This is a genomic window from Halobacillus sp. GSS1 (genome assembly GCF_017307035.1).
Taxonomy (GTDB): domain Bacteria; phylum Bacillota; class Bacilli; order Bacillales; family Halobacillaceae; genus Halobacillus; species Halobacillus litoralis.
This window is the reverse complement of sequence record NZ_JAFLHE010000002.1, coordinates 90,390-107,762: the sequence shown is the minus strand read 5'-3', so window position 1 is coordinate 107,762 and position 17,373 is coordinate 90,390. Positions and strand designations below refer to the sequence as shown.

At 43.0% G+C, this 17,373-nt stretch carries 18 protein-coding genes; 7 read left to right on the top strand and 11 right to left on the bottom strand.

Annotated features, from left to right (window positions below):
• Positions 1–124 precede the first annotated feature (124 nt).
• Positions 125–868 carry an IucA/IucC family C-terminal-domain containing protein gene (locus tag J0K78_RS06970; protein WP_206946012.1) on the top strand — a complete coding sequence of 248 codons (744 nt, stop codon included), beginning with the start codon at positions 125–127 and terminating at the stop codon, positions 866–868.
• 132 nt (positions 869–1,000) lie between these two features.
• Here J0K78_RS06970 and J0K78_RS06965 read toward each other — a convergent pair whose 3' ends face one another.
• From J0K78_RS06965 to J0K78_RS06940, 6 genes are all read right to left on the bottom strand, one after another.
• Entirely contained in the window at positions 1,001–2,149 is a 1,149-nt protein-coding gene (locus J0K78_RS06965; protein ID WP_206946011.1) for a mannitol-1-phosphate 5-dehydrogenase, read from the bottom strand.
• A 1-nt stretch (position 2,150) separates the two neighbouring features.
• On the bottom strand, positions 2,151–2,588 hold the full coding sequence (locus J0K78_RS06960) for a PTS mannitol transporter subunit IIA (RefSeq protein ID WP_206946010.1): 438 nt from the start codon (positions 2,586–2,588) through the stop codon (positions 2,151–2,153).
• Positions 2,589–2,601: 13 nt separating this feature from the next.
• Positions 2,602–4,695, bottom strand: a complete 2,094-nt coding sequence (locus J0K78_RS06955; protein WP_206946009.1) for a BglG family transcription antiterminator — start codon at positions 4,693–4,695, stop codon at positions 2,602–2,604.
• 386 nt (positions 4,696–5,081) lie between these two features.
• A complete protein-coding gene (locus tag J0K78_RS06950) occupies positions 5,082–6,554 on the bottom strand; it encodes a PTS mannitol transporter subunit IIBC (protein WP_206946008.1) in 1,473 nt (490 codons plus the stop codon).
• 150 nt (positions 6,555–6,704) lie between these two features.
• Complete coding sequence (locus J0K78_RS06945; protein WP_206946007.1) at positions 6,705–7,082, bottom strand: hypothetical protein; 378 nt, start codon at positions 7,080–7,082, stop codon at positions 6,705–6,707.
• Positions 7,083–7,087: 5 nt separating this feature from the next.
• Positions 7,088–7,510 carry a hypothetical protein gene (locus J0K78_RS06940; RefSeq protein ID WP_206946006.1) on the bottom strand — a complete coding sequence of 141 codons (423 nt, stop codon included), beginning with the start codon at positions 7,508–7,510 and terminating at the stop codon, positions 7,088–7,090.
• A gap of 136 nt (positions 7,511–7,646) precedes the next feature.
• On the opposite strand from J0K78_RS06940, the gene J0K78_RS06935 reads away from it, so the two are divergent.
• Both J0K78_RS06935 and J0K78_RS06930 read left to right on the top strand, forming a co-directional pair.
• Positions 7,647–9,281: an acetolactate synthase large subunit gene (locus J0K78_RS06935; protein ID WP_206946005.1), complete on the top strand. Its 1,635-nt coding sequence runs from the start codon at positions 7,647–7,649 to the stop codon at positions 9,279–9,281.
• A 9-nt stretch (positions 9,282–9,290) separates the two neighbouring features.
• Complete coding sequence (locus tag J0K78_RS06930; protein ID WP_206946004.1) at positions 9,291–10,724, top strand: aldehyde dehydrogenase family protein; 1,434 nt, start codon at positions 9,291–9,293, stop codon at positions 10,722–10,724.
• 39 nt (positions 10,725–10,763) lie between these two features.
• Here J0K78_RS06930 and J0K78_RS06925 read toward each other — a convergent pair whose 3' ends face one another.
• The 3 genes from J0K78_RS06925 to J0K78_RS06915 form a co-directional block, all read right to left on the bottom strand.
• Positions 10,764–12,074: a Glu/Leu/Phe/Val family dehydrogenase gene (locus tag J0K78_RS06925; RefSeq protein ID WP_242517756.1), complete on the bottom strand. Its 1,311-nt coding sequence runs from the start codon at positions 12,072–12,074 to the stop codon at positions 10,764–10,766.
• 59 nt (positions 12,075–12,133) lie between these two features.
• Positions 12,134–13,108, bottom strand: a complete 975-nt coding sequence (locus tag J0K78_RS06920) for a cation diffusion facilitator family transporter (RefSeq protein ID WP_206946003.1) — start codon at positions 13,106–13,108, stop codon at positions 12,134–12,136.
• Positions 13,109–13,272: 164 nt separating this feature from the next.
• Positions 13,273–13,899, bottom strand: a complete 627-nt coding sequence (locus J0K78_RS06915) for an FMN-dependent NADH-azoreductase (protein ID WP_206946002.1) — start codon at positions 13,897–13,899, stop codon at positions 13,273–13,275.
• A 299-nt stretch (positions 13,900–14,198) separates the two neighbouring features.
• Between J0K78_RS06915 and J0K78_RS06910 the strand changes: the two genes are divergently transcribed.
• A complete protein-coding gene (locus J0K78_RS06910) occupies positions 14,199–14,384 on the top strand; it encodes a YjzC family protein (protein WP_160912171.1) in 186 nt (61 codons plus the stop codon).
• Between the two features lie 58 nt (positions 14,385–14,442).
• Here J0K78_RS06910 and J0K78_RS06905 read toward each other — a convergent pair whose 3' ends face one another.
• Complete coding sequence (locus J0K78_RS06905) at positions 14,443–14,667, bottom strand: hypothetical protein (RefSeq protein WP_160915121.1); 225 nt, start codon at positions 14,665–14,667, stop codon at positions 14,443–14,445.
• Between the two features lie 100 nt (positions 14,668–14,767).
• Positions 14,768–15,745: an aminoglycoside phosphotransferase family protein gene (locus tag J0K78_RS06900; RefSeq protein WP_206946001.1), complete on the bottom strand. Its 978-nt coding sequence runs from the start codon at positions 15,743–15,745 to the stop codon at positions 14,768–14,770.
• Between the two features lie 102 nt (positions 15,746–15,847).
• Between J0K78_RS06900 and J0K78_RS06895 the strand changes: the two genes are divergently transcribed.
• The 3 genes from J0K78_RS06895 (at position 15,848) to J0K78_RS06885 (ending at position 17,133) form a co-directional block, all read left to right on the top strand.
• Positions 15,848–16,165, top strand: coding sequence for an ArsR/SmtB family transcription factor (locus J0K78_RS06895; protein ID WP_206946000.1), 318 nt, complete (start codon positions 15,848–15,850; stop codon positions 16,163–16,165).
• Between the two features lie 65 nt (positions 16,166–16,230).
• Positions 16,231–16,662 carry a DMT family transporter gene (locus tag J0K78_RS06890; protein WP_206945999.1) on the top strand — a complete coding sequence of 144 codons (432 nt, stop codon included), beginning with the start codon at positions 16,231–16,233 and terminating at the stop codon, positions 16,660–16,662.
• Positions 16,663–16,674: 12 nt separating this feature from the next.
• Positions 16,675–17,133, top strand: coding sequence for a DMT family transporter (locus J0K78_RS06885; protein WP_206945998.1), 459 nt, complete (start codon positions 16,675–16,677; stop codon positions 17,131–17,133).
• The last annotated feature ends 240 nt before the right edge of the window (positions 17,134–17,373 follow it).

Below are 17,373 nucleotides of genomic sequence, written 5' to 3'. Positions count from 1 at the left end.
ATAACCTTAGCTTACTCCTAAGTCCATGTCCATTATGCTCCTTAAGTTGTTGTAAGATTGGTTTTATTTTATAATTGAAAACAGTTATCAGCAAAAATAAAGCTTACTAACGGGAGACATCGATATGAAACGAGTATTGGAACAAATTCAGAACGATCATCGCATCTTTGTTGGTTCTGAGTACAAGGACCGTTCTCATTACAAAGTCGATGAGCTCATAAAAAATAAAAAAATGATGAAAGAGTTGCTTGATATACAAAAAGATCGGTTGGATGCCCCTAACCTGGCAATCACTGGTCTTTTGTTTGGAAAAATGTATTCCGTCCTCACCATGGGGTTGTTTGAAACGATGATCAACCATGGAATTGTCATTGATGCAAGCCCGGAAAATATCAGCATTGAAATGAGAGAAAAAAACGTAATGAATTACATGATCGACGATTCGGCTGTTCACAAAATCGCGGACTTGTCGGAAGACAAAATAAAAGAATATGTACACACTTTCATTACTCAGCACCTGCAGCCACTGTTCCAATCCGTCGCTCAAGTGTCCAAATGCAAAACGACACATATGCGTTCCATTGTCTCTCACAACCTACATCAACGAAAATATGCGCTTGTGAAAGACCAGGAAGACGAATGGACAGAAAAGGTGTTCCACTGGTTCACGACCCATGAACTGTTCGAGAAAAACCACAGGAACCCTCTTCACTTCAACTTCCGCTTCTATCAGGCAGCGAATGGAAAAGAAACTTATGTCCGACGGCACTGCTGCATGAAATACATGCTTCATGACGCAGACAAATCCAAATGCTGCCCTACCTGTCCCCTCATCCCCGATGAAGAACGGGACGACCGGATCAAATAAAGCCCGAGCCAACAGCTCAGGGCTTATTTACTTTGCAGAGGATCTGTATATTAATTGGAATAATCTGCAAGAACTGGTACACCAAAATATGTAAAACAAACTCCCCACAGAGTTATCTGTGGGGAGTTTGTTTTATTCGTTCATCTCTTTATACTTTCGGTCTACCAATTGGACTAAACGATGGTCATTGCTTAGTTCAGAAATATCCTGAAAAGCACTTCCAGGTCCATTCTCCTGGACTTTATCCTGCAGCTCTTTAGCTTCAGGATCTGCTTCATTTCTGTAGCTCAGTGCTGCAGCAATGACTTCTACTAAATGGTTCGGATCCTTTTTCAGACGCTCTAAATATTCTACAGACGGCTGTACAAGACGGTCTTTAGGCCCCAGCTTGCGAATCGGACCACGACCAACACGTGTTACTTCGTCTGACAAATCCGGATTCAAGAAACGCTTGATGATTTGTTCTATATAGCCTCCATGCTGATCCTTGCCGAATCCATACTTCTCGATAAGTACGGCACCTGTTTCACTCAATGCGCCTTCAACCTTTTCCTTAACCCTTTGATCATCCATCGCGTCTTTAATCGTCGAATGACCATAATATCTTCCAAGATAGGCTGCTGCTGCATGACCTGTATTGACCGTGAACAATTTCCGCTCAATGTATGGGGTCAGGTCCTCCACATAGGTGATCCCTTCCACTTTAGGCTGAGCTCCTTTTATTGTGGGAGTTTCCACCACCCATTCATAATACGGTTCCACTTTAACTGTCAAAGGATCTTCATTGTGCTGATCCGGAACGATCCTGTCAACGGCTGCATTCGGAAATCCGATCGAATCTTCCAATTGACTATGGAAGGCTTCATCCATGTTTTCCATGACATGCTGCTTCAGTATTTCAGATCCACCGATCATGTTTTCGCAAGCAATAACGTTCAATGGGCCCGCTTGATCTTCCATGCGCTTTTCTAACCCTTCTGAAAGCAGCCTTGAAATGACCGGAAGAATGTTAGGTCCAACCGCGGTCGTGACAAGATCAGCTTGAGTGATAGCTTTCACAACCTCTTGTGGCTGTTTTATACTATTCAAACCACTGACATTCCTAACCTCAATCGCAGAATCGTCTCCAGCCAGTTTCACTTGATACTGATTACGTTCATTCAATAGATGAATCAGCTCTTCATTCACATCAACAAAAATGGTCTCGTAACCAGACTGATCAAGAAGTGCGCCGATGAACCCTCGTCCTATATTTCCTGCTCCGAAGTGAACAGCTTTCATCTTACTCCACCTCGCTGAACGTCTGAAGAACTTCTTCCTTCGTTTCTGCTTGAATGAGCTTTTCAACATTTTCTTCCTCTGAACATACAATAGCGATTTGAGAAAGGATTTCCAAATGCTCATTTCCTTTTCCTGCAATACCAATCAGCAACTTTACGATGTTTCCGTCTCCGAAATCGACGCCTTCTGGTACCGTGACTACAGAAATTCCTGTCTCATTGACGGATTTCTTCGCATCCTCAGTACCATGCGGAATGGCTACATAGTTTCCCATGAAAGTTGAAGTGATTTCCTCACGTTTCAACATTTCTTCGATGTAAGCCTTATCTACATAGCCTTGTTCATTCAGAATGCCGCCTACATAGCGGATGGCTTCTTCTTTCGTTGCCAAGCTCTTGTTCAATTCGATGTTTTCTTTTTTCAAAATGTTTGTAGTCATTATAAAAACTCCCTTATTCTTTAGATTTTAAAAATGTGTAAAGTTTATTAGCTATATAATGGAGGATGTTCTCCTCATTTTCGGATTCTAAAATCGTGGTACACTCTCCATCTTCTATAATCAGAGAACTTATGAAGCTCAGCGTTTCCAATGCTTCCTGACTCGGAGCTTCAGGGGCGATCATAAGCAGCATTGTTTTAATGGGCATCTCTTCTCCGTCCATCCCCTGAACTTTCAGTGGTTCCCTCAAAACATGAACAGAAAAGGAAGGTTGTTCAATGGAAGAACTACGCGCGTGATACAACGCAAGTCTTGTGTCGGGGATACCCAAACCGCCTGCTTTTTCCCTTTCCAATAAATGTTTGACGATAGGATTTACTTCTATAACGGTTCCATTTTCTTTCAAAAGTTGAACCGCCTCATCAAGTGCATCCTCCACATGGGCAGCTCCTATATTCGTCACAAGAAGGTGGTCAAGAACTTTTCCAATGTTACTGGCATAGCGTTCATAAGCCCTTACTTTATCTTTAATGTCCTGTAGAGACTCTTTATTTTCGTTCTGCTGAGTCCCGACCGGTTTTTTCAATTGTTTCGTCACACGCACTCTTCGGATCGCATGCTCGATTTTGTGAATGTCCTTCTGCGGTAAAACAGGACTTACCTGGACATACGACTCTACGTCAGCCAGAGGAATGGTCGAAACGATTAAGTCATATTGAGAAACATCCATGCCCTTCAGATCAAATAAGGAGTGATGTTCAATCTGTTCAATTTCGTTAAATTTCTTTTGAAGCTTGGCGGCCAGTATTTTCGCCGTTCCGATACCGCTTGAACAAACGACGAGTACATGGATTCCAGCCACGCCTTCCATGTTTAAAAGGGCAGATGCAAAATGCATGACGACAAAAGCTGTTTCTTCACGCGGAAAATTCAATTCTGGAAAGACTTCCTGTATCGATTTTCCGACTTCATCAAACAAAACCGGGTAATCTTCTTCCATTTGATCAGTAAATGAATTTTCGATTTCCATGTTATGCTGCAGTCTGTAAACACTAGGCTTCAGATGAATAACCAAATCATTCAGTAATCGATCATATTTGTTGAAATCCATCCCTACACGCCGTGAGACTTTAGCAATCAGCTGCTTCGCCTTAAAAGCAATACTCATACTCGATTCTTCAAGCAAAGAATCACGGTTGTATCTCGCCTTCGCCCCCATCAAATGCATCGTAATATACCCTGTCTCAGCTTCTGGGATGGAGAGTTGAAACTCACTAGCCAGTTGATCAATCAAACCTTCTGCAAAAGAATATTCCTTGGTAGAGCGAAGCTTTTCCAACTGTGTATCATCAATATGAATCTTTTCCCCCTGCTGCATGCGTTCAATCGCTAAAGAAAGGTGGACAACTAATGCAATATAGGCGCTATCAGCCAGAGGATACGATAAATCCTTCCGCAACTCATCGACATGATATTCAATCAGAGTCAGGGTTTCTTTATTTACGATATCCAGCAGCTGTGCTGATAAAGAATCTTCAACCGCTTGATTCCCTTCCTGAATGTTCTGTCTGACCATGGAGAAAAAATCCAGCTCGTTCATATGAGTCATAATCAATTGACTGATAGCTTCTCGTATGCCTGACTCTTCCCCGACTACTTCGACGCCATACCCTCTTTTTCGTACAAGCTTCAGCTGAAAGTCCTTGAGGTGATCTTCAATTTTATCGAGGTCATGACTGATGGTTGCTACCGTGACACCGAGATCATTCGCAATTGCTACAAGCTTGACAGGTTCCCTGGTTTCCAAAAGCTTAGACAAAATCAAGACATGACGTTCCTCAGGCGTATAATCCACGGAAGCCTGCTTGCTTAACTCCAGCCTCAATGCATTCTTCTTATCTACAGAACCTTTTACTAAAAGGACGCCCCCGGACTCTTTCTCGAGCGACAAGTCTCTTTCAGCAAGAAGATCCTCAATCCCCTTTGTATCCCGATGCACTGTTCTTGTGCTGATATCCAGTTCTTTAGCCAATTGTTTCACAGTCACCTGATTTTCCTGATCCAGCAGGCGTTCTATGATCTTTCTTTCACGACCTGTTACATACATCTCCGATCCACCTCCTTCAAGGACAAGATTTAATAACTATTGTTTCTATATCTCCATAATAGGTTGCGTCGCAAGGGTTTTCAATGATTAGAAAAGTCACCTTCGTCATACGACCTGTGACAAAATTTAATAACCTACCCCTTCTTTTAAAAATGACATGACCATCCAGGTAATCAACGTCCGTGGCATGTATCATTGAGTCTTGAACATTTATCGGTGACTTTCCTACGTTTATCAGCGGGCTATTGACATTTATCGGTGACTTCGACATTTAAAAATACCCCTTGAACTCTTATTAGAGATTTCAGGACTATTTAGCAGCTTTAAAAGTTCGAACCTTGAAACAGAATCCAAAGGCCTGATCACGCGATCAGGCCTTTGGCATTTTATTCAGACTTAAGTTCGTTCACGAGTTCATCATACTTCGGACTGTTTAGGAAATTATCGACAGAGATGTGGTGAGCATTTGGTACCCTTTGTACGGCACGTTCCGTCAAATCCTTGTGGGTGATAACGATATCCACATCACTTGGCAGATCATTGATTGCCATGTTCGTGACATCAATTTGAATGCCGGCTTTCTTGAATTTGTTCTTCAAGAGAGATGCTCCCATGGCACTCGATCCCATTCCCGCATCACAAGCGAAGATGATTTTATCGACATTGCTTCGGTCGACGGAAGGAACGACATCTGTGTTTCTATCCGAAACCTCTGCATTTGCCTGTTCTTTTTGTTCTTCTTGAGAATTCAACTGACCGGAAACAGAGCTCTTCTTCCCTTTCATCTGTTCCATCTTAGCTGTAGCTTCGTTCAAATCTTCTTCCTCATCGTTCTTACTGAATTTAAGAATCAAGGAAGCGACGATGAATGATGCCAGTGTCGCAAGCAGAACACCTGCAATTACACCAAGGTGGTCGCCTCTGGCGGTCAATGGCATAAGCGCGACAATACTTCCTGGGGATGGAGTCGCCGTCAAACCGACACCGAAAGCTACGAATGTTGTTGTTCCAGTTACACCACCGGCAATAGCTGCTAAAATCAAAGCCGGCTTGGACAAGATATACGGGAAGTAAATTTCATGAATACCACCAAAGAAGTGAATGATGGCAGCCCCTGGTGCTGTCTGGCGGGAAATCCCTTTTCCAAAGATGCTGAAGGCCAGGAGGATTCCTAATCCAGGACCCGGGTTTGTTTCAAGTAAGAATAGAATCGATTTCCCTAATTCCTGTGTCTGATCCACAGCAATAGGACTTAGAATTCCGTGGTTTATTGCATTGTTTAAGAATAAGATTTTCGCTGGTTCGATGAAAATGTTAACTAGCGGCAGTAATCCCGCATTGACTAGTGCTTCAACGGCAGATCCTAAAATGTTCGTCAGTCCTGACATGATCGGGCCGATTACATAATAGCCGATCATCGCAAGGATTGCTCCAACAATTCCAGCAGAGAAGTTGTTAATAAGCATTTCAAATCCAGATTTGATCTTGCCTTCAAAAAGTTTATCCACCCATTTAATCGCAAGACCGCCAAGTGGACCAATCAACATCGCACCAAGGAACATCGGAATGTCCGCTCCGACGATGACTCCCATCGTAGCAGTCGCACCGACGACACCACCGCGAAGTCCGTGAACCAATCGCCCACCTGTAAAACCAATTAATAATGGCAGCAAGTAGGTGATCATCGGACCGACCATTTCTGCTAAATCTTCATTAGGAAGGTATCCATCTGGAATAAATAAAGCCGTAATTATACCCCAGGCAATAAATGCTCCGATGTTCGGCATGATCATTCCGCTCAAAAAGCTTCCGAACCGCTGAACACGTGCTCTTGCACCTGTTTGTTTTTTCTCACTCATGAGATTTCCTCCTCGTCTCGTTTGTTCTCTTATTTCTGTACTTTTATGATAAAGCGGTTACACCCCTGTGCTCAAGACAATCTAAATGCAGCTTTGTCATACAAGACGTGACAAATCTAAAAAAGGGTAAAAAAACGGAAGAAACGCCGGTCAAAAACAATGACCGACGTCCTTTTCAGACTCTTCTTTTTTCAAACGTACCTTTATTCCTTTTACTACCCAATGGTGAATGAAAAGGGACGCACCGATTCGAATATAACTTTCGAATTTGAATTCAACCAGAAAAAGGGGCATGAGGATTTTAAAAACTCCCAATGTCACTAGAGTGGTCTGTATAAAATATAGGTAACCGAGCACAATGGATTCATTAGAAAAATACTCTAAGTAAGTAATCATGGTAAAGCCAGTGAACAACGAAACATTTCCGATCCACTGTTCTCCACCCCATAGATGAATAAATAAAGCGAAGATAATCAAGATGAATGCACTAATTAATAAAATGGCTGGCTGAGAAGGGCGTTTTTTCATCCAGACTAGGATTCCTTCTCTCTTTTCTTATTCATGAGCTGTTCAATGTAAGGTTCAATACCTGTCCATTTACTGATCAGTTTCAGCATCACTAAAAAGAAAATCCCTTCCAGGGTCACCCCTTTTACTGTATCCGCAGATAACCACTGCTCATAAATGGTAATCGGAGCCATATCGATTAATTCTGAAAAAACAAAAGTTATTCCAAAAGCTAAACACAGCAGGACGAAACCCTTCCATATGGGATCCACACCTAAAAACCAGAGTAAGTAAACCATCAAGCCTATGGAGATGATCATGACCTGTTTCCCTAACTGGAGGTGAGTCCCTGTCAAAATGCCACCAATAATCATCATAGTCATAGAGAAAAATACGGCTATAAGTAAATGCTTCTCGTTCTTTCTTAAGTGATGAATAAACTTCTTCATACGTTACCTCCCCGCAAAAATACCAGTCTCCATTTTATCGTTGTACCTGGAGTGAGAACAATGGAATCATTCTCCACCTTTTACTCATAACTTCTATTGCGATAACGCAAAATAAGACAAACAAGGAGGAAAAGATATGAACGTTGCGCAACTATTAATCAAATGCTTAGAAAACGAAGGTGTCGAATATATCTTCGGTGTCCCTGGAGAAGAAAACATCGATGTCATGGATGCCCTTCTGGACTCTTCTATCGAATTCATTACAACACGTCACGAAACGAGTGCCGCTTTTATGGCGGGCACATACGGAAGGCTGACGGGTAAGCCCGGCGTTTGTCTGGCCACGCTTGGTCCTGGGGCAACGAACCTTTTGACTGGTGTAGCGAACGCGAATATGGATCATTGTCCATTGATTGCAATTACTGGTCAGGCGGGGTTGAATCGTCAGCATAAAATCTCCCATCAATACTATGATCTTGTCGATATCTACGCACCTGTAACCAAATGGAATGCGCAGATTAAAACAGGTGAAATCGTCCCTGAAGTCGTGAGAAAAGCGTATCAGCTGGCGATACAGGAAAAACCGGGAGCGACACATATTGATCTACCTGAAGATGTGGCAAGCATGGAAGTGATGGGCGAACCACTTCCAATCACCGGCCATTCCCTTCCGCAAGCCGACGAAAAGGTTATTAAAGAAGCCGTCTGCCTGCTTTCCAAGGCAGAAAAGCCTCTGATTTTAGCCGGGAACGGAATTACCAGAGAACAGGCAACAGGTGAACTTCAAGCGTTAGCAGAAAAAGCGAACATCCCCGTCGTTCACTCGTTTATGGGAAAAGGAGCTCTATCCTGGAAGCATGAACTCAGCCTTCTCACTGCAGGATTAAGTGGGAAAGATCATATTACATGTGGATTTCAAGCATCTGATCTGATTATTCCAATCGGTTTTGATATGGCCGAAACTCCACCTCAAAACTGGAATCCGACCGGGGAGACGCCGATTTTGCATATTGATACAGAAGAAGCCGAAATCGATGCGTATTACCCGGTAGCCTTGAATGTCGTCGGTAATATCAAAGAAAACTTGAAACAATTAGTAGAAGCAGTTCCGGCAAAAGAAAGAAACCTTGAATGGGCCACATCCATTCGGAAAGATATCCTCCATGAGTATGAACAATATCAACAGGATGAGGCCTTTCCGCTTAAACCGCAGAAAATCATTGCGGACTTGAGGAGCATCATGGGCGATAAAGATATCGTAATTTCAGATGTCGGGGCTCACAAAATGTGGATAGCTCGTATGTATCATACATCAGAGCCAAACACCTGCCTCATCTCGAATGGACTGGCTTCGATGGGAGTAGCGGTGCCGGGTGCGATTGCAGCCAAAATGGCCGCTCCTGACCGTAACGTTGTCGCAGTCTGTGGAGACGGTTCCTTTCTTATGACAGGTGCAGAGCTCGAAACAGCGGTAAGACTGAACCTGCCGATCATCATTCTCCTTTGGAGAGATGATGGCTATGGTTTGATTGAATGGCATCAGATGAAAAAGTTCGATAGACCTTCCAACATTGAATTTGGAAACCCGGACTTTATCAAACTGGCACAATCTTTTGGGATGGAAGCTTTGCGGGTAGATCAAACGGCTGACCTACGTCATGCGCTGGATACGGCAATTTCTATGAACAAACCTGTGTTGATTGACTGTCCCGTGGACTACAGCGAAAACATGAAGCTCACAGAGAAATTAAAAAATATTACATGCAAATGAGGTGAACATATGAAAATCGGGTCCATTATCAATGGTGAAGAACATCAGGAAGACTCGCGGGAAACCATGATTGTAAAAAATCCTTACAACGAGGAAATCGTGGCTGAACTGGCTTTAGCTAAAGAAGAGGACTTGAACAAAGCGATTGATAATAGCTACGACACTTTCCATCAGACGATGAAGAAAATGCCTGCGCATGACCGGGCAGATATTCTTTTAAAAGCATCAAAACTTTTAGAGGAACGTAAAGATGATTTCGCCGAAACCATCACTAAAGAAGCTGGCAAGCCACTTCAATTCAGCCAGGGTGAAGTGCTGCGTTCGGTTCAGGTTCTCCGCTTTGCGGCAGAAGAAGCGAAGCACATCGAAGGGAAAGTCATTCCGATGGATGCAGCGATAGGCGGCGAAAACCGGATCGGGTTCACGAAACGTGTGCCGCTCGGTGTGGTCGCAGCGATCACACCGTTCAATTTCCCTTTAAACTTAACCTTGCATAAAGTAGCTCCTGCCATTGCAGCGGGTAACACGATTGTATTGAAACCAGCGGAGAAAACGCCGGTCTCGGCCTATAAACTTGTTCAGCTTCTTCATGAAGCCGGACTTCCACAAGGCGCTCTGAACTTTCTGCTCGGAACAGGAAAAGAAATTGGGGATCCTCTTGTTAAGCATGATAAAATTCATAAGGTTACGTTTACCGGAAGCCTACCTGTCGGACGAACGATCCGTGAGAATGCTGGATTTAAAAAGGTAACGCTAGAACTTGGCTCCAACAGTCCGAATATTCTCTTTGAAGATGCTGACCTGGATTATGCAGTTTCTAGTCTAGTCAAAGGGGCTTTTGCTTTTTCAGGACAGGTTTGTATATCGGCTCAGCGAATTTATGTGCACCAGAATATCTACGAACGTGTCTTAAGAGCGTTTATTGAGAAAACAGAAGCACTGAAGATCGGTGACCCAATGGAAGAGGATACGGACTTTGGACCAATGATTAATGAGGATGAAGCAAAACGTGCAAAAATGTGGATCGATGATGCGGTAGACAATGGTGCGAAAGTGGAAACAGGCGGTGAACGGGATGGGACGTTATTGAAACCGACCATCATGACAAACGTCAAAAGCGATATGAAAATTATCGCAGAAGAAGTTTTCGCTCCCATCGTTTCTGTCATTCCATTTTCATCAGAAAACCAAGTCGTCCACCAGTCCAACGACTCCATTTATGGACTGCAGGCCGGCATTTTCACCAGGGATATTGATCGGGCCTTTCGTGTCGCCGATCAACTGGAAATGGGCGGGGTCTGGATCAATGAAATGTCCACTTACCGTCAGGACAACCATCCGTATGGTGGTGTAAAAAAGAGCGGCATTGGCCGGGAAGGTGTCCAATACGCGCTTGAGGATATGACCGAACTGAAGTTTTATGGAATAAGACTGAATGGGTAAAGAAAAAGCTGCTGTCCGATTATCGGACAGCAGCTTTTTTTATGATGTACGGTCTTTTTCTCCAATCCAGCCACGAGCATCCATCGCTTTGACGAGATGGCTGATACCTACCATATAAGCAGCATCCCGCATCCGGCACCCTTTTTCTTCTTTCATCTGTATGACCTTTTCAAAGCCTGTCAACATTTTCTCTTCTAATTGCTTATTGATTTCATCGACTTTCCAGTAGTAATTCATATTATTTTGGACCCATTCGAAATAGGAAACCGTCACGCCGCCAGCATTGCAAAGAATATCAGGGATGACAAAGATCCCTTTTTCTTCAAGGATTTTATCGCCTGCCGGGGTTGTCGGACCATTGGCTGCTTCGGCGAGAATTTTCGCCTGAATGGTCGGTGCTGTTTCTTCTGTCACCTGATTTTCAATGGCTGCCGGGATGAGAATATCAACAGGTAGGCTGAACATCTTTTCATTCGTGATCGGTTCTGCATTTTCATAGGAGGAAGCATAATTTTCTCCATTGTTCGTGAAAGCCAGTAAATCGGGAATATCGAGACCACCTTCTTTATAGACGCCCCCTTTAGCATCAGTGACCGCCACAATTTTCACACCTAGTTCATGTAAGAATTTCGCTGTCATGCTACCTACGTTCCCGAAGCCTTGAATGGCCGCGGTGGCTTCTGTCATTTCAATCCCCAGAACTTTACACGCTTCCCGTATCGTGAAAACGACGCCGCGCCCCGTTGCTTGAAGACGGCCAAGCGACCCTCCTAAAACAACCGGCTTCCCTGTCAGCATACCCGGAATGTTGTATCCTCGCAGCTGATCAAACTCGTCAACCATCCAACCCATGACCTTCGGATTTGTATTCACGTCAGGGGCCGGGATATCTTTTTGAGGTCCGATGATTGGAGTGATTTTCTTGATGTAGTTTCGACTCAAGCTTTCCAATTCATTTTCTGATAACTGATCAGGATCAACAATAACCCCACCTTTCCCTCCTCCTAAAGGAAGGTCGATAATCGCTGATTTCAATGACATCCAGATAGAGAGCGCCTTCACTTCATCTAAATTAACATCTGGATGGAAACGGATCCCTCCCTTAGTCGGTCCGAGAATATCCATATGCTGTGACCGGTACCCGGTAAAATTTTCAATCCGTCCATCGTCCATCCTAACCGGAATGGAAACTTCAAACACCCGCATCGGTTTTTTCAACAAATGATAGATGTTTTCATGAAGCCCCAACGTCTCCACCGATTCCTTCAGTAAACCCTTCACAATCTCATAAGGATTGTGACCATGTGTCATAATATCCGACTCCACCTTATCGTACTTATCCTTACCCATATTCCCACCTCATCCTTCCATATTTTTCTGTACCAGGTCTTACAGTAATTCCCAAACCATTAAACTTCATTTTTATCTGGGTCCCAAGATAATTGATGATCATCTTCATCCGATTCAATAATCACTTCTGTTACCCCGCGCTGGTTAAGAATTTTTTTCTCAAGTCCACCAAGCACTTGATCGATGTTTTCTATGGACATTTCCGGATCGAACTCCAGTTTCAATTCAACATGCAGTTCTTCTCCTTCTTTCATCACCATTAGCTTTTTGATATCGCGAACTTCAGGGTGCTCAAAGACGAATTCTCCGATTTTCTTTTCCATTTCTTCATCCGCTACCCCTAACACCCCAGCTGCATTGTCTAAGAATATGCGTCCAACAACATAAAACAGCATCACACCGATGATGACGGACGCATAACCTTCAGCTGTATGAAATGGCGTAAAGGTGGCAATAAGAATGGAAATCATCGCAATGAGCGCACCCGATGTCGCTACCATATCTTCAAGAAAAACCAGCTTTGTGGCCGGTTTTGCTCCACCGAGATTGGCGAGGCTCACTTTTACAACCTCCATTCCTTTGACATCCCCCTCTCCGATGTCTTTCACAACTTCTTTCATGGCTTTGTACAAGACAAAAGACTCAAGAATCGCAGCAACACCTAACACCGTCAAGTTCAGCCACAGCCAGGAGCCTGCCTCAGGAGGATGAAGAATGTGATGAATCCCTTCTTTGATCGTTTCATAAGCCAAAATGCCAACGATAATAACTGCACCAAGCAAAACCAGGTTTACAAGCCGGGCAAACCCATTCGGAAATTTATCGGTCGGTGCTTTTTTACTAAGGGCAGAGCCTATGAATACAAAGAATTGATTGGCCATGTCGCCTATGCTGTGCATCATCTCCGCAAACATCGCCACGTTTCCAGTAATGAAATATGCTATGCCCTTGATTACGGCAATCGTAGCGTTAATGATGCTTGCCCATAATGCCGGTTTATTTCCTTTTTTCAATAAGACAAACAACTCTCTCATCTCTAACCCCTTTCCGTCCCCAGCTTCTCCCCATAGTTTCCCAAGATTGTACGGAAATCATTCCATAAAATGTCTGACCAGGTCTTACAGTTTATCCCAAATGGAAAACTAAATAAAAAAAGGCATCCCGAATAGGATGCCTTTTTTGTATTCTTTATAATGAATTAGAAGGAAGCAGCTGTAGATGCGGCTTCTTCCAAGCCTTCTTCGATGATTTTTTCTGCGCGATCGGGGAATTGGTTATGCCCTTCTACCACGAGGGTCGTAATATCTTTAACTCCCCAGAATTGCAGGATGTTTTCAACGTAATTCACAGCCATCTCTGCAGATTTCGCCGGACCCTCTGAATAAACACCGCCGCGTGCATTTAACAGGGCTACCTTTTTATCCGGAAGCAATCCTACAGGTCCTTCTTCTGTATAGCGGAACGTCTGACCAGCCTGAGCTAGGTAGTCGAAATATGTGTGCAGCACAGCAGGAATGGTGAAATTCCAAAGCGGGAAGGCAAAAACGACTTTGTCAGCTTCAAGGAACTGATCCAAGTATGCTGTTACTGTATTCGTCGCTTCGATTTCGGCTTGAGTAAGCTCCATACCTTTAGCAAGCTTAAACATGCCATTGATCTTATCATTGTCATAGTAATCCAGATTTTCCTCGAATAAGTCGAGTTCCTCTATTTCATGTTCCGGGTGGACTTTTTTATAGTTATCCAAAAAAGTGTGATAAAGTTTGACGCTCACAGACTGCTCCATTGGTCTGGAATTAGCTTTTACGAAAAGTACTTTTGTCATGGTGTGAACCTCCATTTATATATATTAGTTGTTGCAGCAACCGTAAGTTAAAATGAAACGAATGATAGCTGTTCGAACACAAGGACATTTTTATGTCCGTAATTCGAGATGTTGCTATACAAACTATTCAGCGTGATACATCTTATAAACTTATGGTCTAGTTGTCAAACGACAAGTCTTGGAATTAAAAACTCCTCCAAATGTAACATTTTTACAAAAAGAGGTTTTTACTCAGACGAATGCGGATATATAGCTTATGTGCGCACAACAAAAACAAATTCGAAAGGATGTATTTCTAAATGGCTGATCGTTACAAAACAGGTGAACAAGCTCCAGAAGCAGGTACTTACGAATTTGATGGTTTAGTGGATGGTCGTAAAAATAACAATGTAACAGAGGATGAGAAACATATCGAATTGAGCAATGGCGATACGTTCCCACCCCTTCGCTCCAGTAAGGAAGCCGCATACTGGAAAAAAGCATAATCATACACACTATGTCACATAGAAAAGTCCTGGACATCCCCCTGCCCAGGACTTTTCGTCATTTTTTCTTCCCATTTATCACCTTTAATGTTGGCGCCTGCTTTTCGTCTGGCTGACGTTCGAACGATGTAATCGTCGCCCCGATTCCAATGGTGAGTGAACCATCTGACTCCACACGGAACAACGTACCGGGCTCTTTGACTCGGATGGATTGGACATTGTGTCTGGCAAACACCTGCTGCAGGTCACCGATCAGTTCATCTTTTCCATATGTGAAACCCATTTTGTCACTCCCTAAATGATCCTCTATTACTAGTAGGATATGTAAAAAGAGAGACAAACATGCTCGTTAATTCTGTGACCCTTCTTAAGTAGGCGAATAATCATAGAGAAGACTTTTCATACCGCGCCTTATATATTTCAAGCGCCATAAGATGAGTGGCTTTTGCTCTTTGTTGTGTTTGCTCTTTTACCTCAGGAAAGTTTTCAGCTTCTACATAGTCCGCAAGCACATCTATAATGTCATCTAATAATTTCGCTTTAAAATAAAGCTTCATCCGCTCAACCACCGCATCTCCTGCAAGTACTCTCACTTTTCCCTCCCACAACGTCCACTCATCGGTATCAAACCAAGCCCAAAGCAAAGACGCATAATCTGCTGCGGCGTCACCAAGAGTAAGATCGTCCCAGTCAATGATACAGAACTCCTCATCATTCACTAAGATATTTTGCTGACTCAGGTCATTGTGAACGATATCTTCTGCTGGACGTTGAAAATGAATGGATTGTTGAATTTCCTTTTCCAAATCATCTGTCACTTCGTGAAACCAATCAAAGGTGTTCTTTTTTACAAAAGGTAAGCTTATTTTATGAGCATTGATGATACACATGTCTTCCCGTAAACGACGGATATACGTGTCGGTCATTGCATCAGCACAAGTCTGATCACCTGCCCCGATCTCTTGTTTCAGCTGTGAATCTCCATGCAGCTGACCTACTTTTGCTAGTATATTATCCGTCCACACGTCCCCCTTCCATGCGTCTCCTTCAAAAAACTCAAACACAAGGCCATAAGGATGGTCAGGGATGACGGTTTCATGGATTTCCAGCAGCAGCTTAGGTGCATGGTAATTTTCTCTCAAATATTCATTAAGACGTGCCCATTGTTTCAGCCTGTCCATATGATTCTTTTTGGCGAATTTCACATGCATGCGTTTCTTCCCATCGTAAATTTGATAGGACTGGTTCACAAAACCACCAGGATTCCATATGTACTCTATATAGATATTTTCCGACTCCAATCCAAGTTCAGCTTTCTCTGCCCATTTTTTCAAGCGACTCTCTACCTTTTGATCTGTCATTTGCTATCCCCCCCTCTCTTTGTAGATTCTCTTCTCTACTTGAAACTCCTTGCTTAAAATTAACCAATTGACATATCGATAATCATCGATTAGTATAGGCGTATGAAAAACTACGTAGACATTTTCAAAGTGTTGGCTAACGAAAAAAGATTGGATATGCTGCAATGGTTAAAAGAACCAAAAGCCCATTTCGACAAGCCGACGGCTCATTTATCCAGGAACATCAGTGAAAAAGGAGGCGTGTGTGTCGGAGATATACAAGAAAAAGCCGACATGTCACAATCAACGGTCTCCCACTATCTTTCCATGATGCAGAATGCCGGACTTCTAGAATCCGAGCGCCACGGAAAATGGACGTACTACCGTCGGAATGAAGCTGTCATTCAAGAAGTAGCTGAATTTCTAAAGAAGGAGCTTTAAGGCTCTTTTTTTAGAGTTAACATATCGATAATTAGAGATATGTAGATATGAAAGGGGTTGTGTATATGAAAGCATGGATTTATCTTATCGCATTATTTGCAGGTGTTTCTTTAAGCATTGAAGGAGCCATTTATGGTGAGCTTGGAGAAACCGTAGGAAAATTAGAGAGCAGCTTTTATAATTTTTTCGTCGGCTCCATTATTTTAGGAATCGTTCTACTTTTCTTAGGTCAAGGTTCTTTGAGTTACACGTTCAAAGCTCCCAAATGGCAGTTAAGCGGCGGTTTTCTGGGCGTGATCTACCTGACGATTTTAATTTTTGCCATACCAATGGTCGGAGTCGGAGCTGCGATGATTAGCGTCATCGTCGGTCAATTAGCGATGAGCATGATTATCGAACACAAAGGATGGTTGGGCAGCAAAGCGAACAAAGTAAAAAAAGAAAAAGTGACCGCCGTTCTGCTTATGACCATTTCTTTGTTTTTAATCTTTTCTTAGGAGGTATGTGAAATGGCTGTTTTATTATTATTGACCGCGGTACTTGGGGGCACGATGCTCAGTGCACAATCTTCGATCAATGGTTCCCTTAGTACAAAAGCAGGCACTTATGAAACCACTTTTCTTACATTCATTACCGGAGCCTTGATCTTATTCCTTCTTGTCTTGTTTTTTGGGAATGGTGATATCGGATTAATAGTAGAAGCTCCCAAATGGCAGCTTAGTGCTGTATGGTTTGGTGTAGGCTATTTATTTCTCACTATCCTTGCTGTGCCCCAAATCGGTGTCATCGCCACAAACATCTCAACGATTATCGGGCAATTAGGGGCTGGCATCATGATTGACCATTACGGATGGTTCGGAGGAAATCAAATTCTCTTTGATTGGAAAAGGGGACTGGCATTTCTTCTCATGCTCATCGCCCTCCGGTTCATCTATATCGCAGACAAAAAACAAGTAAAGGGTGGCTGATGTCGCCACCCTTTCTCTCATGAATGAACCATCCCTTTCTTCTTATATCCTCGACACTTCAACAAATGGATACTTTGTCCATGATAAGAGTATTCATATATACCCAAGACCTGAGTATAAAAAGGAAGCCGTCCCCTTCTTTTCTTTATTAAATCCTTTAGAGAAGGACTAAATGAGCACTATAAAGGTCGACAACTCAATCAAAAGCCTCTCATTTCCCCCACTCCTTCTATTTAATCA